This is a genomic window from Azospirillum sp., assembly GCF_035627195.1.
Lineage (GTDB): Bacteria > Pseudomonadota > Alphaproteobacteria > Azospirillales > Azospirillaceae > Azospirillum.
Window position 1 is genome coordinate 53,139 of sequence record NZ_DASPMG010000437.1, and the last position, 22,638, is coordinate 75,776.

Consider the following 22,638-nt stretch of genomic DNA (forward strand, 5'->3'; position numbering starts at 1 on the left):
CATGCGCAACCGCCACCTGCGAAACTACGCGTGGTCGCTGCTGGCTGGGCTGGTGATGGTGGCCGCGCTGTGGGGCGCCATCGTCGTCGTCACCGCCCACAACCGCGCGGCCCTGCGCGCCGAGGCGCGGGTGGAGGCCGGCAACATGGCCCGCGTCTTCGCCGAGCACATCCGGCGCACGGTCACCATGATCGATCTGGCGCTGCAGGACTACCGCGCCTACCAGCGCTCCAACCCCGGCTCCCCGCCGGCCGAGGGGTGGCGGGACGCATACCTGAAGGAGGGCGGCGTCTTCCAGTGGGCCACCATCGACGAGCGCGGGATGATGGCCTTCTCCAACCTGGCCCCCGTCACCAAGCCGGTGGATCTGAGCGACCGCGAGCATTTCCGCGTGCACCGCGATTCCGGCCGGGACGAGCTGTTCATCAGCAAGCCGGTGCTGGGCCGGGTGTCGCAGCGCTGGTCGATCCAGTTCACCCGCCGCCTGTCCAGGCCGGACGGGTCGTTCGCCGGCGTCGTCGTGCTGTCGGTCGAGCCGGACTATTTCATCGCCAACTTCGAGGCCATCGACACCGGCGCGCATGGCGTGACGCTGCTGGCCGGCATGGACCGCATCGTCCGCGCCCGCTTCAGCCGGCAGGAGGCCGACACCCGCGGCCTGGGCGAGGCGCTGCCGGCCGACTATCCCTTCTTCGACCCGGCCAGGCCGGTGGGGGCCGCGCCCGTGACCAGCTTCGTCGACGGCGTCGACCGCCACAGCGGCTGGCGGCAGGTGAAGGGCTATCCGCTCGTCGTCGCCGCCCAGGTCGCCGACGACGACGTGATGGAGCGCGCCGTGGTGGTGGAGCGCAACCTGCATCTGGTCGGCGCCCTGGTCACCGCCGTGCTGCTGGCCGGGGCGCTCGCCATCGGCCACCTGCTGGAACGGCGCGCGCGCGCCCAGCGGCTGCTGGAGCGGCAGGCGGACGAGTTGCGCATCGCCAACGGCGAGGTGGAGCGGCTGGCCTACGTCGCCGCCCACGATCTGCAGGAGCCGCTGCGCGCCATCACCAGCTACAGCCAGCTGGTCGCCATGACCTACGCCGACGCCCTGGACGACGAGGGGCGGGAATGGCTGGGCGAGGTCACCGCGGCGGCGGCCCGCATGAAGCACCTGCTGCGCGACATCCAGCTTTATCTGGCGGAAAAGTCGCTGCCGCTGCCGACCGCCCCCTTGGCCGCCGATGCCGCGCTCAAGGCAGCGCTGGCCCGGCTCGCCCCCATGGTCGCGGAGACGGGGGCGGAGATCGACGCCGCTCCCCTGCCCGAGGTGATGGCCGACGCCCGACGCCTGACCGAGGCGTTCTGCGTGCTGCTCGCCAACGCGCTGCAGTACCGCGCGCCCGGCCGGCCGCCGCGCATCCGCATCGCCGCGCGCCGGGAAGGCGGCTTCCACGCGCTGGAGGTCGCCGACAACGGCATCGGCATCGCACCGGACTACCACGAGCGCATCTTCGAGGTGTTCCAGCGCCTGCACAGCCGCGCCGACCACCCCGGCACCGGCATGGGGCTGGCCATCGTCCGCAAGATGATCCAGCGCCTGGGCGGCCACATCCGCGTGGCCTCCACGCCGGGCGAGGGAAGCACCTTCACCATCCTGCTGCCCGACCCCGCCCTTCCGCCCGGTCACACCACGCCATCGACCCGCACCACGCTCACCGAGGCCCGCCATGACCCAGCCGACCACGCCCCCGAAGGACGCGAAGACGTTCACCGTGCTGCTGGTGGAGGATGATCCGGCGGACGCCAACCTCGCGAAGCGGGCGCTGAAGCAGGGGCCGGTCCCCTGCGAGGTGCACCTCGTGCGCGACGGCGTCGAGGCCATGGAATTCCTGCACCGGCAGGGCGAGCGCTTCGCCGCGGCGCCGCGGCCGAACCTCGTGCTGCTCGACCTCAACATGCCACGCAAGGACGGGCGCGAGGTGTTGAGCGAGATCCGGGCGGACGAGGCGCTGAAGACCATTCCCGTCGTGGTGCTGACCACCTCCGACGTCGAGCGCGACATCGAGGCGAGCTACATGCGCGGCGCCAACAGCTTCCTGACCAAGCCGATGGACGTGGAGGACTTCTTCACCCTGATCCACACGGTCCAGCACTACTGGTTCGACATCGTCACGTTGCCGAAGTGACCGGCGGAGAGGCGCCCCCCATGCCCGAGACCCGCAACATCGACGTGCTCCTGGTGGAAGACGACCCGGCCGACGCCGGTCTGGTCCGCCACGCGCTGCGCACGCTGGGCAGCCGCTTCGCGCTGACCCACCGCGCTTCCCTGGACGACGCCCTGGCTTGGCTGGCGGACCACGGCTGCGACGTCGTCCTGCTCGACCTGTCGCTGCCGGATTCCAGCGGCTTCGACACCATCCGCCGCATGCGCGAGGCGTTCCCCGCCATGCCGCTGGTGGTGCTGACCGGCCACGACGACGAGGACTTCGCCATCGAGGCGATGGCCGCCGGCACCCAGGACTATTTGTTCAAGGGGGCCACCGACGGCCCGGTCCTGCAGCGTGCCATCCGCTACGCCATCGCGCGCAAGCAGCTGGAGGAGAAGCTGCGGCATTCGGAACAGCGGCTGCTGTCCATCGTGACGCTCGCCCAGGACGCCATCCTGTCGGTCGACGCCCGGCACCGCATCGTCCTGTTCAACCCGGCGGCCGAGCGGATGTTCGGCTACGCCGAGGCCGACGTGCTGGGCCGGCCGCTGGACATGCTGATCCCGCCCCGCCTCGCCGCCGCCCACCGGGCGCACGTCGCCGATTTCGTGATCGAGGGGCCGAGTTCGCGCAGCATGGCCGACCGCAACGAGGTGGTGGGCCTTGCCCGCGACGGGCGGGAGTTCCCGGTGGAGATCTCCATCTCCAAGGACCTGCAGCCCGACGGCATGCTGCTGACCGCGGTGATCCGCGACATCACCGAGCGCAAGCGCTTCGAGAACGAGCTGCGCCACCTCGCCACCACCGACCCGCTGACGGGGCTGGCCAACCGGCGGCAGTTCCTGGCGGCGGCCGAGCGCGAGCTGGTGCGCGTGCGCCGCTACGACCGGCCGGCCACCGTGCTGATGTTCGACATCGACCACTTCAAGCGCATCAACGACACGCACGGCCACGCGGCCGGCGACGAGGCGCTGCGCCACGTGGCCGCCGTCTGCCGGGACCTGCTGCGCGAGACCGACATCGTCGGCCGCCTGGGCGGCGAGGAGTTCGGCATCCTGCTGCCGGAGACCGACGTGCCCTCCGCCCGCGAGGCGGCGGAGCGGCTGCGCCTGGCGCTGGCGCGGGCGGAGATCCCGCGCCCGGACGGCGGCACGCTGCGCCTGACCGCCAGCATCGGCATCGCCGCCTGCATGCCGGGCGACGCCGGCATCGAGCAGGCGCTGAGCCGGGCCGACGACGCGCTCTACCATGCCAAGGCGAACGGGCGGAACCGCGTCGAGGTGAAGGCGCCCGAACTGTCCGCCGCGTCCTGAGCGAGCCGCCGCCATGCCCGCCGCGTTATCCGCCGCCCTCCCGCCCCCCGCGCCCCCCGCGCCCCCCGCGCCCAAGACCGACACCATCCGCGTGCTGCTGGTGGAGGACGACGACGCCGACGCGCGGCTGGTGCAGATCGGCCTGCGCCACGCCCGCACCGCCGCCTTCGCCGTGCACCGCGCCGCCACCCTGCGCGAGGCGTTCGACCGGCTGGCAGCGCAGCCGGCCGACGTCGTGCTGCTCGACCTGTCGCTGCCCGACAGCCACGGCTTCCACACCATCGAGAAGGTCAAGGCGGCGTTCCCCGCCGTGCCCGTGATCGTGCTGACCGGGCTGGACGACACCGACTTCGCCGTCGACGCGGTGGAAGCCGGCGCCCAGGACTTCCTGGTCAAGGGGCAGGCCGACGCCGGGCTGATGCAGCGCGCCATCCGCTACGCCATCTCCCGCCAGCGCCTGGAGGACGAGTTGCGCGCCGCCAAGGCCGCGGCGGAAGCCGCCAGCCGCGCCAAGTCGGAATTCCTGGCGGTGATGAGCCACGAGATCCGCACGCCCATGAACGGCGTCCTGGGCATGACGCGCCTGCTGCTGGACGGCGCGCTGTCGCCCGACCAGCACGACAAGCTGCAGATCATCCGGGATTCCGGCGAGGCGCTGCTGGCCATCCTCGACGACATCCTCGACTTCTCCAAGCTGGAGGCCGGGCGCGTCGACCTGGAGAGCGCCGGCTTCCACGTCCGCCGCGTGGTCGACAGCACGGTGGCGCTGCTGGCATCCCGCGCCCAGGAAAAGGGGCTGGACCTCGCCGTCGACGTGGCGGCCGACGTGCCGCCGGTGGTGGTGGGCGACGCCGGGCGGCTGCGGCAGGTGCTGCTGAACCTCGTGGGCAACGCGGTGAAGTTCACCGACGCCGGGCGCGTGCGCGTCGGCGTGCGGGCGTTGGGCCTGGACGGGGACACCGTGACGCTGCGCTTCGCCGTGTCCGACACCGGCATCGGGATCGCCGAGGAGGTGCTGGACAAGCTGTTCCAGTCCTTCACCCAGGCCGACGCGTCGATCTCCCGCCGTTTCGGCGGCACCGGGCTGGGGCTGGCGGTGTGCCGCAAGCTGGTGGAACGGATGGGCGGGCGCATGGGCGTGGACAGCACGCCAGGCGCGGGCAGCCGCTTCTGGTTCGAGGTCGCCTTCCCGGTGGGCGCCGAAGCCATGCCGCAGCCGGAGGAGTGCGAGGCGCCGGCGGCGCCGGTGGGCGCGCTGTCCATCCTGCTGGCCGAGGACAACGTGGTGAACCAGAAGGTGGCCGCCGGCCTGCTCACCCGCCGCGGGCACCGGGTGACGGTGGTCCCCGACGGGGCCAGGGCCGTGGAGGCGGTGCGCGCGCAGGCCTTCGACGCCGTGCTGATGGACATGCAGATGCCCGGCATGGACGGGCTGGAGGCGACGCGCGCCATACGCCGCCTGGGCGGCGACGCAGCGCGCGTGCCCATCGTCGCCATGACCGCCAACACCATGCCGGGCGACGCCGAACGCTGCCTGGAGGCCGGGATGGACGGCTATCTGCGCAAGCCCGTGCGCCCGGCCGAGCTGGAGGCCGCGCTGGCCCGCCACGCCCGCCGCCCGGCGCCAGTGCCGGTGCCGGTGCCGGTGCCGACACCGACGCCGATGCCGGTCGAGCTCCCCGCCGACGCCGGCCCGGCCGTCTTCGCGCCCGTGGTGCTAGAGCAGCTGGCGGAGGCGGTGGGCGCCGGCACCTTCGCCGAACTGACCGGCGTCTTCCAGCGCAACGTCGCCGACCGCGCGCGCCAAGCCGTGGCGGCGGGGGCGCGCGGCGACCTGAACGCCGCCGGCAACGCCGCGCACGAGGTGAAGTCGCTGGCCGCCACCTTCGGCCTGCCGGCCCTGTCCGCCCATGCCGCGGCGATCGAGGGCGCCTGCCGCGCCGGCGACGCCGGCACGGCGCGCACCCTGGCCGCAACCCTGGACGCCCGGCTGGCCGAGGCGCTCGCCGCCTTCCGCGTCCACCCGCTGGCGGGGGGAACCGTCCATGCCTGACATCCTGATGCCGGCCGCCGACGCGCTCATCCTCGTCGTCGACGACGAGCCGCTCAACCGCACCATCATCGAGGCGCTGCTGCGCAAGGGCGGCTTCCACGACGTCGTCGGCCTGTCCGACGGCGCCTCTGCGCTGGCCTTCGTGGAGGAGCGCGTCCCCGCCTGCATCCTGCTGGACGTGGTGATGCCCGAGATGGACGGGCTGGAGGTTTGCCGCCGCCTGCGCGCCGACCCGCGCTTCGCCCGTGTTCCCGTCATCGTGCAGACCGCCATGTCGAGCCCCGAGGACCGCCGGGCGGCCTTCGCCGCCGGCGCCTCGGACGTGGTGGCGAAGCCCTACGACCCGCTGGAGCTGGAGGCGCGCGTGCGCGTCCACCTGTCCAACGCGCTGCTGTCGGCCGGGCTGCTCGCCTACCGCGCGCGCATGGAGGCCGAACTGCGCGAGGCCCGCGCCCTGTCGGAGGCGGTGCTGCCGCAGCCCGAGACCCGCGCCGGGATCGCCGGGCGCGGCGTGACGCTCAGCCATTACTACCTGCCCTGCACGACCATCGGCGGCGACTACTGGAACAGCTGGGTGCTGGCCGACGGTACGGTGGCGCTGGCGGTGGGCGACGTGTCCGGGCACGGGGTGTCGGCGGCGCTCCGGATGTTCGCGCTGCACACGCTGGTGACGCCGCCCCCGCCCTTCGGCGCCGACCCGTCGGCGGTGGCCGCGCACCTCGACCGCCGGCTGCACGCCTACGGCCACCACCGCGGCCAGTACGTGGCCGGCGTCTACGGCGTGATCGACCGGGCGCGCGGGCGGTTCCGCTTCGTGCCGGGGGGCCTGCGCGACGGCTTCATCCGCCGCCGCGACGGGACGCTGGAGGCCGTGCCCTTATCCGGCCTTCCCTTCGGCCTCGTCGCCGAGACGCCGCGCCCGGCCCGCGACGTGGCGCTGGCGGATGGCGAGACGCTGATCCTCTACAGCGACGCGCTGGTGGAATGCGAAGGCCTGGGCCGCCCCCGCGACGAGGAGGAGCTGAGCGCCTGGATGGCGCCGCTGCTGGTGGACGCACCGCCGCCCGACCGCCTCGCCCCTTGGCTGGCCGACCGCTTCCTGGCTGAATTCGGCGACGGCGTGAGCGACGACCTGCTGATCGTCACGGCGACGCTGGGCGGGTGAACCTCGTAGGTTGGGTTGAGCCGCAGGCGAAAACCCAACGCCCTTCGCATGGCAGACGGTGTTGGGTCCAGACCCAACCTACAGCTCTCCACCATCGGCCTTGGGCAGGGTCATCAGGAAGGTGCTGCCCTCGCCGACCACGGATTCGATCCAGATGCGGCCGCCGTGGCGCTCGACGATCTTGCGGCACACCGCGAGACCGATGCCCGTGCCCTCGTAGCGTTCACGCGTGACGAGGCGCTGGAACACGCCGAAGGCGCGGTCGTAGTCCTTGGCCTCGATGCCGATGCCGTTGTCGCGCACGCGGATCAGCCAGTCGGCGCCCTCGTCCTGCCAGTCGACCGTCACCTCCGGCGCGCGGTCGGGGGCGCGGTACTTCACGGCGTTGCCGATCAGGTTCTGGAACAGCCGCGTCAGCTCGATGCGGTCGCCGCGCACCGCCGGCAGCCCGTCGGCGATGGTCACGCGCGCACCGGCCTCGCCGATCGCCACCTCCAGGTCCAACAGGCTGTCGGCCACCGCCTCGGCCAGCGGGACCGGCTCGAACGGCCGCTCCTTGCGGCCGATGCGGGAGTATTCCAGCAGGTCGCGGATCAGCGCGTCCATGCGCTTGGCCCCGCCGGTGGCGAAGCCGATGAACTCCTTGATCTCCTCGTCCAGGGAATCGCCGAGCGACCGTTCGATGAGCGTCAGATAGTTGGTGACCGCGCGCAGCGGCTGGCGCAGGTCGTGCGAGGCGACGTAGGCGAACTGCTCCAGCTCCTCGTTTGAGCGCTGGAGCTGGATCGCCTGCTGGTTCAGCAGGCGGTTCGCCTCGGCGATGCGGGACTCCGCCTCCTTGCGGTAGGTGATGTCCTCCTTGATGCCGGCGAAGCGCACGATCTCGTTGCCCTCGCCGAACACGGGGGAGATGGCGACCGTCTCCCAATAGAGCGCGCCGTCCTTCTTGCGGTTCTTCAGCTCGCCCATCCAGCTGCGGCCGGCGGTGATGGTGCCCCACAGCTCCACGTAGGTCTCGGCCGGCGTCTCGCCCGAGCCGAAGATCCGGCAGTGCCGGCCCGTCAGCTCGCCGCGCGACCATCCGGTCACCTGGACAAGGCGTTCGTTGACGTACTCGATGTTTCCGGCCGGGTCGGTGATGACGACGGAGACTGGGCTCTGCTCCACCACCTGGGCCAGCATGCGCAGCCGCACGGAGGTGGCGGCGCGCTCGGTGATGTCGGATCCGGTGCCGCGGTAGCCCAGGAAGGCGCCGTCGGCATCCCAGCGGGGCGAGCCGCTGATGCTGATCCACCGCCCCTTGCCGTCGGCGGTGCGCAGCCAGTAGCGGAAGTCGCGGAACGGCCGGCGCGCCCGCAGATCGGCGAAGTGCTGCATCCACGCGGCCGACACGATTTCGTGCCCGTCGGCCACCAGCTCCTCCCGCCGCTTGCCGAGCAGCGCATCCGGGGACGTGCCGAGCACCACCTCGAAGGAGGGGGAGAACCAGCGGAAGCGGTGGTCGGCGTCGGTTTCCCACACCCAGTCGGTGGTGGATTCGACGAGGCTGCGGAAGCGCTCCTCGCTGTCCTTCAGCGCCCCTTCGGCGCGCTTGCGCTGGGTGATGTCCAGCGCCACGCCCAGGTAGCCGGACACCTCGCCGGTTTCCGAGCGCATGGGCGTCACCGCCAGCGACACGGCGATGGGGCGGCCGTCCTTGCCGACGTAGGTCCACTCGCGCCGTTCGTGCCCCTCGTCCTCGGCCACCGCGACGAAGGCGCGGAACGGCGTCAGCGGCGCGTGGCCGGCGGCGGCCAGTTCGGACACGCGCTCGGATATCTCGGCGGCGTCATGGAACAGGGCGGGGGTGTGGCGGCCCACCACCTCCTCCTCGCCATAGCCCAGCATGCGCTGCGCCCCGGTGTTGAACAGCGTGATCAGGCCGTCGCAGTCGGTGGCGACGATCGCCACCTCGGACGCCGCCGACAGCACCTCCTGGAAGCGGCGCGACAGGCTGCGGATGGCCTCTTCCGCCTGCCGGCGCTCGGTGATGTCCTGCTTGACGGCGACGTAGTGGGTGATGCGCCCGGCGGCGTCGCTGACCGGCGAGATGACCGCCTGCTCCCAGTACAGGCCGCCGTCCTTGCGCCGGTTGTGGAAGACGCCCGTCCAGGTGCGGCCGGAGGTCAGTTGCTCCCACATCGCCTGGTAGTCGACGCCGCCGTCCACGCCGCCGTCCACGCCGTTGTCCTCGCCGGACTTCAGGATGCGCGGGTTCTGGCCGCGCACCTCGTCGGCGGCATAGCCGGTGACGGCGCAGAAGGCGGGGTTGACGTACTCGATGTTGCCGGCGAGGTCGGTGATGACGATGGCGACCGTGCACTGCTCGATGGCGGCGGAGAGGCGGCGGCGCTCGTCCTCCAGGCGGCGGCGGTCAGTGACGTCGTGGATGATGGAGTAAAGCAGCACCCGCCCGTCCTGGTCGATGGGGCCGGAGTGCACCTCCACGTCGCGCATCTCGCCGCTGGCCAGCCGGTGGCGGAAGAAGAAGTGGTTGCGCCGCTCCTCCCGCGCCTGCCGCATCTCCTCGGCGATCTCTTCCGACGTCAGCGTGTTGATGGCACCGACCGGCATCGCCTTCAGGCATGCGACGTCGTATCCGTAATACCGGGCCGCCGCCGCGTTGGCGTCGAAGATCGTGCCGTCGGCAGGATCGACCAGCAGCATGGCCACCTGCGAGCCGGAGAACAGCGCGCGGTAGCGCCGCTCGCTCGCCTCCACGGCGGCCAGCGCGGCTTCCAGTTCCCGCGTGCGTTCGGAAACCTGATCCTCCAGCCCCTCCTGCGCGCGGCGCAGCGCCGCCAGCATGCGGTTGAAGGCTTCGGCGAGCCGCCCGACCTCGTCACGCCCCACCACCTCGGCCGGGTGCGAGGCGGCGCCGTCCTCGGCGATGCGGGCGGCGGTGCGGCTGAGCGCCTCCAGCGGCGCCGTCAGCCCGGTCGCCATGCGCCGCGCCAGCGCAAGCGCCAGCGCCAGCGCCGCCAGAATACCGCCCAGGTACAGCCCCAGGAGCTGCAGCAGCCCGTCGGGCGTGGACAGGCGCTCCTCCAGGCGGAGGTGGAGCGTGGTGCCGCCTTCCAGCGCCACGGGCACCGACAGCGCGGCGGCCCGCCCGTCCGGCGGCGCGCCGGCCCGCACGTCGAGACCGGCCGTGCCGGCCGTCAGGCGCAGGTAGGTGTTGCCGCCGTCGTGCGCGACGTTGGCCAGCAGCGCGCCCAGATCCAGCGTCGCCACCGCATAGCCTTCGGCCCGGCCGGTGCCGGGGTAGAGCACCGGCTGGAGGACCGCCGCCTGCGGGCCGCCCCCCGCCCCTTGCCCCTGGACGCGGATGGACAGCTGCGGGCGTTCCGTGCGGAACATGTCCGCCACCGCCGGGTCGCCGCGCAGGCAATCCGGCGCCACGTCCTTGCGGCTGGCCAGCGGCTGGCCGTCGAAGTCGCACAGCGTGATGCCGTGCGGCTCGACCAGCGGCAGGCGGTAGTTGCCGAGGAACGGCCGCAGGTAGATGTCGCGCCCGCGCGAATCCAGCAGCGCCGTGCTCATCACCGGGTTGGCCGCCAGATCGGCGGTGTTGCGGGCGAGGATGGACAGCTTGGCCGACAGGCGCTCCGCCGCCAGGTTCAGGCGGTGGTCCATCTCCCTGGCCTGCTCCTGGCGCAGCAGCCAGACGCTGCCGGCCAGCGCCAGCGTGGCGAACAGCAGGCCCGTCGCCAGAATGCCGGCGACCGCCTGCACGGCGATCCGCCGGCCCAGTCGCTCGCCGATCCAGTCGGCCCAGGGGCATGGCAGGCGCATGGTCAATTCCCCCGAGCGGTAAGGATCCGCTCGATGGCGCCGTCGGGCGCGAAGCGCGCCAGGAACACCATCTCCGGCCACAGGGCGTCGTGCCGCCCGGGCGCGAAGGGGCGCTCCATGTAGGCCACCAGCCCCTGGTGGTCGCGGACGTTTTCCAGCGCATCACGCACCGCCGCGCGATCCGCCGACCCCGCCGCGTCGATGGCCCTGGCCAGGATGCGCACGAGGTCGTAGGCGTGCGCCACGCCGACGGGCGACGGGATGCGCCGCGCGTCGGGCACGCCCCGCCGCACCGCCGCCTCCACGACGCGGCGGGCGATGGGATCCGCCGCACCGATGAAGGAATAGGTCTGCACGACCGCGAAATCGACCGCGCCCAGCGCCGGCCCGCTGCCTTCGAAGAAGGTGCCGCCGGTGATCCCCCAGTGCGCCAGCACGGGCAGACGTTGCGCCGGCGGCAGTGCGGCCATCTCGCGCACCAGCAGCGCACCTTCCCGTTCGTTGGCCACCAGGACGAGCATCTGCGCCCCGGCCGCCAGGATCCCCCGGTAGTGCTCGGCCAGCGAGGGATCGCCCCAGTTGTACCACGCGGTGGCGGCGATCCGCGGGCCCTGCCCCTCGGATTCCAGGCGCCGCATGGCGCGTTCGCTGCTGCGGCCCCATTCGGTGTTGGGCAGCAGTAGGCCGATGCGCGCCGCCCCGCGTTCCAGCGCATGCACGGCCATCGCCTGCATGGCCCAGCTGTCGCGCATCGACAGGCGGAAGACGTAGTCGGGGGTGAAGCCGTGCTCTGTGATCGGGTCGGCCGCCGCCCAGGGGTCGAGCAGCGGCAGGCCCAGCCGGTGCACCTCGGGCACCGCCTCGACCACCACCGGGCTGTACTTGCCGCACAGCACGGCGACGACGGCGGGATCGGCGGCGAACTCCTGCAGGTTGCGGATGGCCCGCGCCGGAACGGAGCGGTCGTCCTTGACCACCACCTCGATCCGCCGGCCGCCGAGCACCCCGCCGGCGGCGTTCACCTCGTCCGCGGCGATCTGCGCGCCTAACTGCACGGCCTGCGCCGACGTGCTGCCGACGACGCCGAACTCGGCCGAGATGCCGACGCGGACGGGCGGCGCGTCCGCCACGGCCGGGGCCGCGGCCGCCAGAAGCACGATGCAGGCCGCCATGATCGTCCGAAGTCCGCCCAACATCGCCGTCGCCCCTTCATCCGCGGCCGAGGGATTCCCGCCGAACGGACCATGCCATCATCATCCATATAGGATAATGGTAATAGTCCTTTCGGCGGGCATCCAGGGGGTTGTAAGGGGTCGCGAGGGGGCATGCGACGGTCTGCCGCGGCGCATGCAACATACACGGCTCTCGCGTGTTGTAGCGGCGGGCCCACCGGAACGCCCGCCGCTGCAGAAAAGTCGGAGGACACCACCATGGAGACGGCCGAGCCGAGCGCCATCCAGGCGCTGCGTCAGCGCCATGCCGACATCGAGGAGATGATCCGCACCGAATACGGCCGCCCCCGGCCCGACGACCTGACGCTCAAGCGCCTCAAGCTCGAAAAGCTCCACGTCAAGGAACAGCTCGACCAGATGCGGATGCACTGAGCGGCCGCGCCGGGCGCCAATCCAGGGGATCTCAGAACGCGCGCACCGTCGCCTGCCGGACGACGCGCCAGTCCGCATCCGCCGCTTCCAGCCGCCGCTGGATCGGCTCCAGGTGCAGCTGGCCGTACAGCACCAGGATGTTGCGCGCCGGTTCCCGCCGGATCGCGTCGGCGACGAGCGCCTCGCGCGTCAGGGTCAGCGCCGTCGGCAGGGCCTCGTGCGCGAAGCCGCTGGTCGTCCCGGCGGCGAGCATGATGCGGATGGCGGCGCGCACCCGCTCCTGCATCCAGGCCGGCAGCCCGTCGAAGGCCGCGCGCGCCTCGGCGATGTCGACGGGCGGGTCGTCGTCGCGTCCGGCCTCCGGCGGCGGCAGGGAGGCCAGGAGTTGCGAGAGCGTCACGTCGACGTTGCGCACCTCCGGCCCCGGAGCGCCGAGGATCGCCGCGTTGCTTTGCAGCACCAGCCCGTCGCCCAGCAGCCCGGCGACGATCTCGTACGGGTGCTTGCCGCCATCCGGCGTCCAGGTGGCGCCCATCCGTTCCATGACCGTGGCGACGCCGCGGTTCGGGTCGGCGACGTCGGACCTGACCTCCTCATAGAAGACCAGCCAGCCCTCGTTGCGCCGCGCCGCCACCAGGGCGGCCACGTCCTGGTAGAAGCGCGGGGTGGCGAGATGGGCCATGCCCTGCATCTCCACCTGCCGGCGCCCGTCGGTGAGCACGACGCGCGTCAGTTCCAGCGGGAAGAAATCCGCGATGGCGGGCAGGGCGGCGACGGTGGCGACCGTCCCGGCGAGGGCCGCCGCCGCGAGGGCGCCGGTGGCAATGAGGGCGATGCGAAGGGCACGGATCATGACGTCCCATGTGGGGACGGACGGCCCGCGATGCATCGGCCCCCGGCGTGATCGATCCATCAGGGCAATCGCTTGAAGAGCCTGGCGTTACCGTATAGCCCCTCTCCCCTCGCGGGAGAGGGGCTTTCAAGCGATCGCCCTGATCGATCCATGGACGCATTGACCGGGCGGGAGGTCCGGCCACATGTTGTAGGCATGCCCCGTCCAATCCCCGATCAGCCGCCCGGCGCGATCCACCCCATGCACCGCCCCCAGGACGTCCTCGTCACCATGGACGATCGCGCCATCGCCGAGCGGATCGGCCCCGACCCGACGCCGCGGGCGGCGCGGGCGGTGCTGTGGATCGCCTCCGCCGTGTTCGCCGCCGTGGTGCTGCTCGTCCTGCTCGGCATGCTGCGCATGGCGCTTCCGGTCGACCTGCTGGTGCCGGTGGCGGCGGCGGGCATCGGCTGGGGGGCGTGGTCGACGATCGACGCGCGGGCGGCGGCGGTGCGCAGCCACCGGCTGGCGGCCGAGGCACTGCGCTCCGGCCACCTCGCCTCGGCCTGGCTGGTCCGCCGCGCGGAGAGCGGCGAGCTGCTGGTGGTCGACCCGGCCAACTGGCGGCTGTTCCTGGCGGACACCGTCGTCGACTTCGACGACGTCGGCCGGCTGGACCTGGAGGGTGCCGTCCTGCACGTGGCGCTGCGCACGCCGGGCGGGCGGACGTGGCGGTTCGACCTCGGCGACCGGGTGGACGCCGCCGACGTCCGCCACCGCCTCGCCGAACTGATCGGGATCGATTGAGGCGGCGGGGCGGCGGGCAGGGCGGCGGCAGTGGTTCACATCCCCAGGTACGCCTTGCGCGTCGCCGGATCCTCCCGCACCACCGAACTTGGCCCCTCGATCGCCACGCGGCCCTGCTCCAGCACGTAGCAGCGCGAGGCGTGGCGGAAGGTCAGGCTGGAGTTCTGCTCGACCAGCAGGATGCTCAGCCCCTCGGCGTGCAGTTTGCGGACGATCTCGAAGATGTGCTGGACGATCAGCGGCGACAGGCCCAGCGACGGTTCGTCCAGCATCAGCACCTCGGCGCAGGCCATCATGCCGCGGCCGATGGCCAGCATCTGCTGCTCGCCGCCGGACATGGTGCCGGCCGGCTGGTCCATGCGCTCGTGCAGGCGCGGGAACAGCGACAGCACGCGCTCCAGGTTCGCCTTGCGCCGGGGTTTGGCGCGCCGGCTGACGCTGCCCATCATCAGGTTCTCGCGCACGGACATCTGCGGGAAGACCAGCCGCCCCTCCGGCACCTGGATGATGCCGCGCTCGACGATCTGCTCGGGCGGCAGGTCGGTGACGTCCTCCCCCTTGAAGCGGATGCGGCCGGCCATCGGCTTGACGACGCCGGACAGGCAGTGGATCAGCGTCGACTTGCCGGCGTTGTTGGCGCCCAGCAGGCCCACCATCTCGCCGGCATCCACCCGCAGCGACACGTCGCGCAGCACCGCGACGCCGCCATAGCCGGCGGTCAGCCCCTCCACCTCCAGCAGCGGTTCAGTGGTGGTCATGGCTGTCCTCCCCGAAATAGGCTTCGCGCACGCGCTCGTCCTGGATGATCTCGGCCGGCGTGCCTTCCCCGACCTTCTGGCCGAAGCTGATGACGACGATGCGGTCGGCGGTGTTCATGATGACCGGCATCACGTGCTCGACCATCACGAAGGTCATGCCCTTCTCCCGCAGAGAGCGGATGATCCCCATGGGCACCTGCGCCTCCGCCAGGGTCAGGCCGGCCATCACCTCGTCCAGCAGAATCAGCTGCGGCTGCGTGGCCAGGCACTTCGCCAGCTCTAGCAGCTTCTTGTCCTGGATGGACAGGGAGCCCGGCGTCTCCTCCGCCTTGTGGGCGAGGCCGACGGTTTCCAGCACCTCCTCGGCCACCGCGATCGCCTTGCGCATGGGGTTGTGCACCAGCGCCGCCGTGGTGACCGCGTCCAGCACGGTCATGTCGGTGAACACCTGCACCACCTGGAAGCTGCGCGTCAGTCCCATGCGCACGATGCGGTGCGGCGGCAGGTTCCTGATGCTACGGCCCTTGAAGTGCACGTCGCCGTCGTCGGGCCGGAGGAAGCCGGAGATCATGCTGAACAGCGTGGTCTTGCCCGCCCCGTTCGGGCCGATGATGCCGACGATCTCGCCCGGCTCGACGGAGAAGGCGACGCTGTTGACCGCGGTCAGGCCACCGAACCGCTTCGAGACGTTCTGTACGTTGAGTATGGTCACGGCGCCCTGTCCCTCCCCGTTCGCCTTGTTTGGACCGTTGGGTTTTCACCTTCGGTTCAACCCAACCTACAGGGACTTTCCACGTAGGTTGGGTTGAGCGCAGCGAAAACCCAACGCCGTGCGCACCGCCTAAAGCGTCCCGGCGGCGAAGCGTTTCAGCGTGTTCCTGGCGATGACCAGCTGCTGGATCTGGCTGGTGCCCTCGTAGATGCGCAGCAGGCGCACGTCGCGGTACAGCCGCTCCACCGGGTATTCGGCCATGTAGCCAGCCCCGCCGTGGATCTGCACCGCGCGGTCGGCGACGCGGCCGGCCATCTCCGTGCAATAGTACTTGGAGCACGACGCCTCCAGGATGGCCGCACCCTCGCGCTCCAGCGTGTCGGCGGCGTCCAGCATCAGCGCGCGGCCCGCCGCCAGCTCCGTCTGGCTGTCGGCCAGCATGGCCTGGATCAGCTGGAACTCCGCGATGGGCTGGCCGAACTGCCGGCGCTCGGTGGCGTAGCGCAGCGCCTCGTCCAGCATGCGGCGCGCCGTGCCGATCGCCATGGCGGAGACATGGATGCGCCCGCGGTCCAGCACCTTCATGGCGGTCTTGAACCCCTGGTTCAGCCGCTCCGGCCCGCCGATGATGGCGCTGGCCGGCACGCGCACGTCCTCCAGCACCACATCGCAGGTCTTGGTGCCGCGCTGGCCCATCTTGCGGTCGGGCTTGCCCAGCCGGATGCCCGGCGTGTCGGCCGGCACCAGGAAGGCGGTGATGCCGGCCGCCCCCTTCTCATTTGGGTTGGTGCGCGCCATCAGCGTGAAGACGGAGGCGCGCGGCGCGTTGGTGATGTAGCGCTTGGTGCCGTTGATGACGAAGTCGTCCCCGTCCCGCCGCGCCGACGTGCGGATGCTGGCGGCGTCGGAACCGCTGTCCGGCTCCGTCAGCGCGAAGGAGGCGACCAGCTCGCCCGTCGCGAGCCCCGGCAGGTAGCGGCGCTTCTGCTCGTCGGTGCCGTCCATGACGATGCCCTGGGCGCCGATGCCGACGTTGGTGCCGATCAGCGAGCGGAAGGCCAGCGAGGCGCGGCACAGCTCGATCACCGACAGCGCCTCCTGCCGCATGGACAGGCCCAGGCCGCCGTACTCCTCCGGGATGCTCATGCCGAACAGGCCGAGGTCGCGCATCTCCCGCACGATCTCGGCGGGGACGTCGTCCTCCGCCTCGACCCGCTCCTCGTTGGGGATCAGGCGTTCGCGCGTGAAGCGCCGGATGGCGTCCAGGAGCTGCCCGAAGGTCTCGTCATCAACCGCGCTCACCGTCTTGTCTCCCCGATTCACTTGCGATTTCACAGCGTGCGGGCGATGATTTCCCGCATGATTTCGGAACTGCCGCCGTAGATCCGCAGCACGCGGGCGTCCGTCCAGGCGCGGCCGATGGCGTATTCGCTGGTGTAGCCGTAGCCGCCGTGCAGCTGGAGCAGGCGGTCCAGCACCTGGTTCAGCATCTCCGCCCCATTGAGCTTGGCGATGGCGGCCATGTCGGCACTCAGCGCGCCCTTCAGGTGCAGTGCCAGGCAATGGTCGGCGAAGACGCGGAACATGGTGGCCTGCGCCTTCACGTCGGCCAGCGTGAAACGGGTGTTCTGGAACTCGAACACCGGATGGCCGAACGCCTGCCGGTCGCGCGTGTAGGCGACGGTGGCGTCGAGCATGCTCTCCATCGTGACCGCGGCGCGGAGCGCGATGATCAGCCGCTCCTGCGCCAGCTCGTGCATCAGGTAGCCGAAGCCCCGGTTTTCCTCGCCCAGCAGGCTGGCGGCCGGGACGCGCACGTCGTCGAAGAACAGCTCGGCCGTGTCCTGGGCGTGCTGGCCGATCTTCTCGATGGCCTTGCCCTTGGTGAAGCCGGGTGTGCCCTCCTCCACCACGAAGAGGCTGATGCCCTTGCGCCCGGCCTTCGGATCCGTCTTGGCGACGACGATCACCAGCCCGGCGTTGCGGCCGTTGGTGATGAAGGTCTTCTGCCCGTTGATGACGTAATCGCCGCCGTCGCGCCGGGCGGTGGTGCGCACCGCCTTCAGGTCGCTGCCCGTTCCCGGCTCCGTCATGGCGATGGCGCCGATCAGCTCCCCCACCGCCATGCGCGGCAGCCAGCGCCGCTTCTGCTCCTCGCTGCCGTAGCGCAGGATGTACGGGGCGACGATGTCGGAGTGCAGCGGGAAGCCGACGCCGGTGGCGTTGACGCGCGACAGCTCCTCGATCACCACCGCCGAATGGCCGAAGTCGCCGCCGCCGCCGCCGTATGCCTCCGGGATGGCGCAGCACAGGAAGCCCAGGCGGCCGGCCTGCCGCCACACCTCCTTGGGCACCACATGGTCCTTCTCCCACCGGGCGTGGTGGGGGACGATGGCGTCGGCGACGAAGCGGCGGACCTGCTCGCGCAGGATCTCGTGCTCGCTCTGGAAGACGGGTCGCATGGTCGGCCCGGCCTTCAGCGCTTGTCGCCCAGGCGCGGAGCCGTCGTGGCGAAGGCGGGGGGATAGACGACCTCGTTGGTCTTGTTGGGCGCCCACTGCACCACCAGGGTCTCGCCGTGCTTCGTCAGCCGGTCCTCGCCGAAGGACACGCCGCCCTGGCGCGGGAACACCATGTCGGGGTTGCCGAACGGCAGGTTTACGGCGGCGATGGCCGCGCGCAGCTTTTCCGGATCGATCGATCCGGCGGCCTCCAGCGCATTCCTCACCACCAGGATGGCCTGGGCGGCGGAGACGGCGATCTGGCCGAACCGGTCCGGCAGCTTGCCGCTCTGGTCCATGGCGGAGGCGAGGTCGCGCGCCGCGGGCAGCCGGTCGGTGGGGGCGTAGAGCGACAGCGCGAAGAAGTTCTTCGCCAGCACCTGCCGGGCGATGTCGTCGCTCAGCTCGTTCCAGAAGGCGCCGTCGGCGGAGCCGGTCGCCTCGACGAAGATGCCGTCCAGCGCCTTCAGGTCGTGGCGGGCGCGGTGCAGCTTCACCGCCTCCGGCCGCAGCTTCAGCCCGACCACCACGTCCGGCTTGTAGGAGCGGATCTTCAGCATCGCCGGGATCAGGTCGTTGGCCTTCATGTCCAGCGGGACGTCGCCCACCACCTCATAGCCGTACTGCTGCAGCCGCGCGGTGATGTGCTTGTTGATCTGCTGGGCGCCCTCGTAGTTGGAATAGGCGGTGACGACGCGCTTGACGGGGACGCCCTTCTCCTTGTCGAGCCAGCGGATGAAGTCGACCATCGACTGCGCGTAGCCCCGGTCGTACGGCAGGCCCAGCGCGAAGATGTAGGGCGACTGCGACGCCGCCCCGTAGATCGACAGGGTCGGCACCTTGTGTTCGTCGGCCACCGGCGACAGCGCCATGAGGTGGTTGGTGAACAGGCTGCCGACGACCAGCGGCACCTTCTCCTCCGCCATCAGGCGGCGCCCTTCCGCGGCGGTGAGCGCCGGCTTGCCGGCGTCGTCGGCCAGCACGAGCTGCAACTTCGCACCGCCCATGCTCCGGATGCCACCTTCGGCGTTGATCCTGTCGACCATGTACTGGAGGACGGGCTGGCTCTCCTGTCCGTAGGAGGCGAGGCTGCCGCTCATCGGCTGCACGACGCCGATGCGGACCGTCTGCGGCTGCTGCGCATGAGCGGACGACAGCCCGGACACCCCGGCCAGGGCACCGGCCACGGCGATGGCGGCCACGGCACCGACGGCGCCCGCCAAGGATCGCACGACGCGCTTCATAACCTGCTCCTCCCCTTGTGTTCCGGCCTTTGTTTTGAGGCCTTTGTTTCTGGCCCTTGTTTCCGGCCCATCGCGCCGGATTTCGTTCCGCATGCCGGATCAACCCGGACCCGATCGCCAGCCCGCATTCCACCGCAATATGTTTCGCACTGCGGTCTTCACAACCGAATTCATATCAGCGTACATGTGCCGAACCTGGATCGCAAGCGTCTATTGCTCGCGTCACGGACACTTCGCCGCACGGACAAGGGGGTATGAGCCACCCTTACCGTCGGCGTGGCCTACTCCGTGCAGTTCCATAGTGCAGAACACAGGGACCCCTGCCGTGCGCACAAATCGTTTGATATCGTTTCGCTGTGCGGTATTCTCGGCCGCCCCGAAGCACTTGCGACAGCCGCGGGCGAACGGCCCGCCCGCCCCTTCCCGACCGAAAAAAGCCCGAACGGGCACGTCGATACAGTGGAGGAAGCACCGACCATGAGCAGCCTGTCGATCCTGGGCGACCCGCCGCCCGCCCGCATCAGCGACCTGCCGGCGCGCTGGGCGCGGGAGACGCCGGACGCCCCCGCCTATGAGACATCCCGCGGCACCGTCACCTGGGGCGCCGTCGGCGCCGCCATCGAGCGTGCGGCGGATGTCCTGCGGGAAGCCGGCGTGCGCCCCGGCGACCGGGTGATGATCGTCAACGAGAACGGCATCGCCGGCGTGGTGCTGCTGTTCGCCGTCAGCCGGCTGGACGCCTGGGCGTCGCTGGTCAACGCGCGCATGTCGGCGCGCGAGGTCGCCGCCATGCGCGCCCATGCCGGCTTCCGCCGCGTGCTCTTCACCGTGGAGGACAGCGCGGCGGCGGCCGAGCACGCGGCGGCCGAGCCGGTGACCACGCACGACGACCCCGTCTTCGGCCGCATCGCCATGGGCACGCTGGACGAATCCTGCACGCCCGAACCGGTGCGCGCCGATGGCGAGCAGATCGCGCTTCTCATGTACACCTCCGGCACCACCGGCAACCCGAAGGCGGTGATGCTGGCGCACCGTGCGGTGATGTACACCGGGGCCAGCCAGTGCAAGGCGCGGCGCCTCACCGCCGCCGACCGGTTGTACGTGGTGGCGCCGCTCAGCCACAGCATCGGCGTGTCCAGCAACGTGCTGGCCGCCGCCTGGGTGGGGGCGTGCAGCCTGCTGCCGCCGCGCTTCGACCCGGCGCACCTCGCGGCTTCCATCCGCGACGGCAAGGTCAGCTTCATCGTCGCCGTGCCGCAGGTGTTCGCCCGCCTCCTGGATTACGCCGCGGCCAAGGGGATCGAGTTGCGCTCCCCGGCACTGCGCTGCATCGGCTGCGGCGGCGCCCCGCTCGACCCCAATTTGAAGGAGCGCGTCAGCCGCACCCTCGGCCTGCCCTTCGGCAACGGTTATGGCGCCACCGAGATGGTGCCGGTCGCCCGCGTGCCGGACGGCGTCGACGTGGCCGGCGACGTGATCGGCGAGCCGTCGCCGGGCGTCGAGATCCGCCTCGTGCGCGACGACGGCAGCGAGGCGCCGGATGGTGCTGTGGGCGAGCTGTGGGTGCGCGGGCCGTCGCTGATGTCCGGCTATTTCCGCAACGAGGCGGCGACGCGCGAGGTGATGCGCCCCGGCGGCTGGCTGGCGACCGGCGACCTGGGCTGCCGCGACGCGCAGGGCTATTACCGCATCGTCGGCCGCAGCAAGGAGCTGATCATCCGCTCCGGCTTCAACGTCTACCCGGTGGAGGTCGAATCGGTGCTGGGCAGCCACCCGGCCGTGGCCCAGTCGGCCGTCGTCGGCCGCACGCTGGAGGGCAACGAGGAGGTCGTCGCCTACGTCCAGTGCCAGCCCGGCCGGCTGGTGTCGGAGGCCGAACTGCTGGAGCACCTGCGCGCCAATCTGGCGCCCTACAAGGTGCCGTCGGAGATCGTGGTGACCGAGCTTCCCATCGGCCCGACCGGCAAAATCCTGAAGAGCGCCCTGAAGTCCGACGCCCAGAACCACGGGCACGGGGCGACGCTGCGGTGACAGTCCCCCTCTCCCGCCTTCCGGTGCTACGTGATGCACACATCTTCCGGCGGAAGCTAGTGTATTGATATAGCGAAGACAAAAGCCCCTCTCCCTTGAGGGGGCGACGCCAAAGGGCGTCGCGGTCGGGGTGAGGGTGATTACGGCCGGATGGCCGGAGAGCAAGACTCTTTGTCCCGCCATCCGGCGGTAATGACCCCTCATCCCAACCCTTCTCCCTCAAGGGGAGAAGGGCTTTTCAGCTTCCGCCCTGATGTGTGCATCACGTCATGCAAAGCAGGGGAGGGGGAAATCGCCCCCTACACCCGCTCGATGATGGTCGCCGTGCCCATGCCGCCGGCGACGCACAGGGTGACCAGCCCGGTGGCGAGGCCGCGGCGTTCCAGCTCGTCCAGCACGGTGCCCAGCAGCATGGCGCCCGTGGCGCCCAGCGGGTGACCCAGCGCGATGGCACCGCCGTTCACGTTGACCCGGTCCAGACCGGCGCCCAGTTCTTCGGCCACATAGAGCACCACCGACGCGAACGCCTCGTTGATCTCGAACAGGTCGATGTCGGAGGCCTGCATCCCGGCCCGCGCCAGCGCCCGGCGCGACGCGGCCACCGGGCCGGTCAGCATGATCGTCGGCTCCGACCCCACCGCCGCCCACGCGCGGATGCGGGCGCGCGGCTTGAGGCCCAGCCGTTCCCCCGCCTCCCGGCTGCCCAGCAGGACGGCCGCCGCCCCGTCGACGATGCCGCTGGAGTTGGCGGCGGTGTGCACGTGCTCGATCCGCTCGACCTGGGGATAGCGCAGGATGGCGCGCCCGTCGAACCCGGCGGCGCCCACGTGCGTGAACGCCGGCTCCAGCTTGCCCAGACTCTCCAGCGTGGCGCTGCGGCGCGGGTGCTCGTCGCGGTCCAGCAGCAAGGTGCCGTTCAGGTCATGCACCGGGACCAGCGTGCGGGCGAAATGCCCCTCGTCCTGCGCCGCCGCCGTGCGGCGCTGGCTCTCCACCGCCAGGGCGTCGACGTCGCGGCGGCTGTGGCCGCACAGCGTCGCCAGCAGGTCGGCGCCGATGCCCTGCGGCACGTAGTGCGTCCGGAACGTCTCGCGCGGGTCGGACACCCAGGAGCCCTGGTCGCTGCCCATCGGCACGCGCGACATGCTCTCCACCCCGCCGCCGATGCCCAGGGCCACCTGACCGGACGCCACCTGCCCGGCGACCATGTTCACCGCCTCCAGGCCCGAGCCGCAGAAGCGGTTGATCTGCGCGCCCGGCACCGACTGGTCGAAGCCGGCCGCCAGCACGGCGGCGCGCGCGATGTCGCCGCCCTGCTCGCCGAAGGGGATGACGCAGCCGAACACCACCTCTTCCACCGCCGCCGTGTCCAGGCCGTTGCGGTCGCGCAGCGCCGCCAGCGGCACGGCCGCGAGGCGGATGGGGGTGACATGCTGCAGGGCGCCACCGCGCAGCTTGCCGCGCGGCGTGCGCACGGCGTCGTAGATGCAGACCTCGGCCACGGGTGTCTCCTCCTCACGCGCCAGCACCGCGAACGCGGTGTTTGCGCATAATCGTTTTGCTAGGCGGTACGTGCTGTGCCAACATACAGGCAT

The 22,638-nt window shown here is 71.3% G+C and carries 17 protein-coding genes; 8 read left to right on the forward strand and 9 right to left on the reverse strand.

Going from position 1 to position 22,638, the window contains the following annotated elements:
- The first annotated feature begins 1 nt into the window (after position 1).
- The 5 genes from VED21_RS37425 to VED21_RS37445 are packed head-to-tail and all read left to right on the forward strand — an operon-like array spanning position 2 to position 6,720.
- Positions 2–1,774, forward strand: coding sequence for a sensor histidine kinase (locus VED21_RS37425; protein WP_324891362.1), 1,773 nt, complete (start codon positions 2–4; stop codon positions 1,772–1,774).
- Complete coding sequence (locus VED21_RS37430; RefSeq protein WP_324891364.1) at positions 1,710–2,168, forward strand: response regulator; 459 nt, start codon at positions 1,710–1,712, stop codon at positions 2,166–2,168. The genes VED21_RS37425 and VED21_RS37430 overlap by 65 nt, the downstream gene beginning before the upstream one ends.
- 20 nt (positions 2,169–2,188) lie before the next feature.
- Entirely contained in the window at positions 2,189–3,502 is a 1,314-nt protein-coding gene (locus VED21_RS37435; RefSeq protein WP_324891366.1) for a diguanylate cyclase, read from the forward strand.
- Between the two features lie 13 nt (positions 3,503–3,515).
- A complete protein-coding gene (locus VED21_RS37440) occupies positions 3,516–5,555 on the forward strand; it encodes a response regulator (protein ID WP_324891368.1) in 2,040 nt (679 codons plus the stop codon).
- Positions 5,548–6,720: a fused response regulator/phosphatase gene (locus tag VED21_RS37445; protein WP_324891370.1), complete on the forward strand. Its 1,173-nt coding sequence runs from the start codon at positions 5,548–5,550 to the stop codon at positions 6,718–6,720. The genes VED21_RS37440 and VED21_RS37445 overlap by 8 nt, the downstream gene beginning before the upstream one ends.
- Before the next feature lie 78 nt (positions 6,721–6,798).
- On the opposite strand, the gene VED21_RS37450 is transcribed toward VED21_RS37445, so the two are convergent.
- Together VED21_RS37450 and VED21_RS37455 are read right to left on the reverse strand one after the other, a co-directional pair.
- Entirely contained in the window at positions 6,799–10,554 is a 3,756-nt protein-coding gene (locus VED21_RS37450; protein WP_324891372.1) for a PAS domain S-box protein, read from the reverse strand.
- Positions 10,555–10,556: 2 nt separating this feature from the next.
- A complete protein-coding gene (locus VED21_RS37455) occupies positions 10,557–11,726 on the reverse strand; it encodes an ABC transporter substrate-binding protein (protein ID WP_324891374.1) in 1,170 nt (389 codons plus the stop codon).
- A 258-nt stretch (positions 11,727–11,984) separates the two neighbouring features.
- Here VED21_RS37455 and VED21_RS37460 point away from each other — a divergent pair, with 258 nt between their 5' ends.
- Positions 11,985–12,158, forward strand: coding sequence for a YdcH family protein (locus VED21_RS37460; RefSeq protein ID WP_324891376.1), 174 nt, complete (start codon positions 11,985–11,987; stop codon positions 12,156–12,158).
- A 31-nt stretch (positions 12,159–12,189) separates the two neighbouring features.
- On the opposite strand, the gene VED21_RS37465 is transcribed toward VED21_RS37460, so the two are convergent.
- Entirely contained in the window at positions 12,190–13,011 is an 822-nt protein-coding gene (locus tag VED21_RS37465) for a hypothetical protein (protein ID WP_324891378.1), read from the reverse strand.
- A gap of 240 nt (positions 13,012–13,251) precedes the next feature.
- On the opposite strand from VED21_RS37465, the gene VED21_RS37470 reads away from it, so the two are divergent.
- Positions 13,252–13,797, forward strand: a complete 546-nt coding sequence (locus VED21_RS37470; protein ID WP_324891380.1) for a hypothetical protein — start codon at positions 13,252–13,254, stop codon at positions 13,795–13,797.
- 35 nt (positions 13,798–13,832) lie between these two features.
- Here the strand turns inward: VED21_RS37470 and VED21_RS37475 are convergent, their stop codons facing one another.
- From VED21_RS37475 to VED21_RS37495, 5 genes are all read right to left on the reverse strand, one after another.
- Complete coding sequence (locus tag VED21_RS37475; RefSeq protein WP_324891381.1) at positions 13,833–14,555, reverse strand: ABC transporter ATP-binding protein; 723 nt, start codon at positions 14,553–14,555, stop codon at positions 13,833–13,835.
- Entirely contained in the window at positions 14,542–15,267 is a 726-nt protein-coding gene (locus VED21_RS37480) for an ABC transporter ATP-binding protein (RefSeq protein ID WP_324891383.1), read from the reverse strand. Before VED21_RS37480 ends, VED21_RS37475 begins: the two co-directional genes overlap by 14 nt.
- Before the next feature lie 129 nt (positions 15,268–15,396).
- Positions 15,397–16,569 carry an acyl-CoA dehydrogenase family protein gene (locus VED21_RS37485; RefSeq protein ID WP_324891385.1) on the reverse strand — a complete coding sequence of 391 codons (1,173 nt, stop codon included), beginning with the start codon at positions 16,567–16,569 and terminating at the stop codon, positions 15,397–15,399.
- Between the two features lie 29 nt (positions 16,570–16,598).
- On the reverse strand, positions 16,599–17,729 hold the full coding sequence (locus VED21_RS37490) for an acyl-CoA dehydrogenase family protein (protein ID WP_324891387.1): 1,131 nt from the start codon (positions 17,727–17,729) through the stop codon (positions 16,599–16,601).
- Positions 17,730–17,743: 14 nt separating this feature from the next.
- Complete coding sequence (locus tag VED21_RS37495) at positions 17,744–19,012, reverse strand: ABC transporter substrate-binding protein (protein WP_324891389.1); 1,269 nt, start codon at positions 19,010–19,012, stop codon at positions 17,744–17,746.
- A 477-nt stretch (positions 19,013–19,489) separates the two neighbouring features.
- Between VED21_RS37495 and VED21_RS37500 the strand changes: the two genes are divergently transcribed.
- The gene (locus tag VED21_RS37500) at positions 19,490–21,043 is read left to right on the forward strand and encodes a class I adenylate-forming enzyme family protein (protein ID WP_324891391.1); all 1,554 of its coding nucleotides are present in this window, start codon (positions 19,490–19,492) and stop codon (positions 21,041–21,043) included.
- A gap of 299 nt (positions 21,044–21,342) precedes the next feature.
- Here VED21_RS37500 and VED21_RS37505 read toward each other — a convergent pair whose 3' ends face one another.
- Positions 21,343–22,545: an acetyl-CoA C-acetyltransferase gene (locus VED21_RS37505; RefSeq protein ID WP_324891392.1), complete on the reverse strand. Its 1,203-nt coding sequence runs from the start codon at positions 22,543–22,545 to the stop codon at positions 21,343–21,345.
- Between the last annotated feature and the right edge of the window lie 93 nt (positions 22,546–22,638).

Bases quoted from the DNA above. Each gene is read 5' to 3' on its own strand.
- VED21_RS37425 (WP_324891362.1), top strand. From the start codon at position 2: ATGCGCAACCGCCACCTGCGAAACTACGCGTGGTCGCTGCTGGCTGGG.
- VED21_RS37430 (WP_324891364.1), top strand. From the start codon at position 1,710: ATGACCCAGCCGACCACGCCCCCGAAGGACGCGAAGACGTTCACCGTG.
- VED21_RS37435 (WP_324891366.1), top strand. From the start codon at position 2,189: ATGCCCGAGACCCGCAACATCGACGTGCTCCTGGTGGAAGACGACCCG.
- VED21_RS37440 (WP_324891368.1), top strand. From the start codon at position 3,516: ATGCCCGCCGCGTTATCCGCCGCCCTCCCGCCCCCCGCGCCCCCCGCG.
- VED21_RS37445 (WP_324891370.1), top strand. From the start codon at position 5,548: ATGCCTGACATCCTGATGCCGGCCGCCGACGCGCTCATCCTCGTCGTC.
- VED21_RS37450 (WP_324891372.1), bottom strand. From the start codon at position 10,554: ATGCGCCTGCCATGCCCCTGGGCCGACTGGATCGGCGAGCGACTGGGC.
- VED21_RS37455 (WP_324891374.1), bottom strand. From the start codon at position 11,726: ATGGCGGCCTGCATCGTGCTTCTGGCGGCCGCGGCCCCGGCCGTGGCG.
- VED21_RS37460 (WP_324891376.1), top strand. From the start codon at position 11,985: ATGGAGACGGCCGAGCCGAGCGCCATCCAGGCGCTGCGTCAGCGCCAT.
- VED21_RS37465 (WP_324891378.1), bottom strand. From the start codon at position 13,011: ATGATCCGTGCCCTTCGCATCGCCCTCATTGCCACCGGCGCCCTCGCG.
- VED21_RS37470 (WP_324891380.1), top strand. From the start codon at position 13,252: ATGCACCGCCCCCAGGACGTCCTCGTCACCATGGACGATCGCGCCATC.
- VED21_RS37475 (WP_324891381.1), bottom strand. From the start codon at position 14,555: ATGACCACCACTGAACCGCTGCTGGAGGTGGAGGGGCTGACCGCCGGC.
- VED21_RS37490 (WP_324891387.1), bottom strand. From the start codon at position 17,729: ATGCGACCCGTCTTCCAGAGCGAGCACGAGATCCTGCGCGAGCAGGTC.
- VED21_RS37495 (WP_324891389.1), bottom strand. From the start codon at position 19,012: ATGAAGCGCGTCGTGCGATCCTTGGCGGGCGCCGTCGGTGCCGTGGCC.
- VED21_RS37500 (WP_324891391.1), top strand. From the start codon at position 19,490: ATGAGCAGCCTGTCGATCCTGGGCGACCCGCCGCCCGCCCGCATCAGC.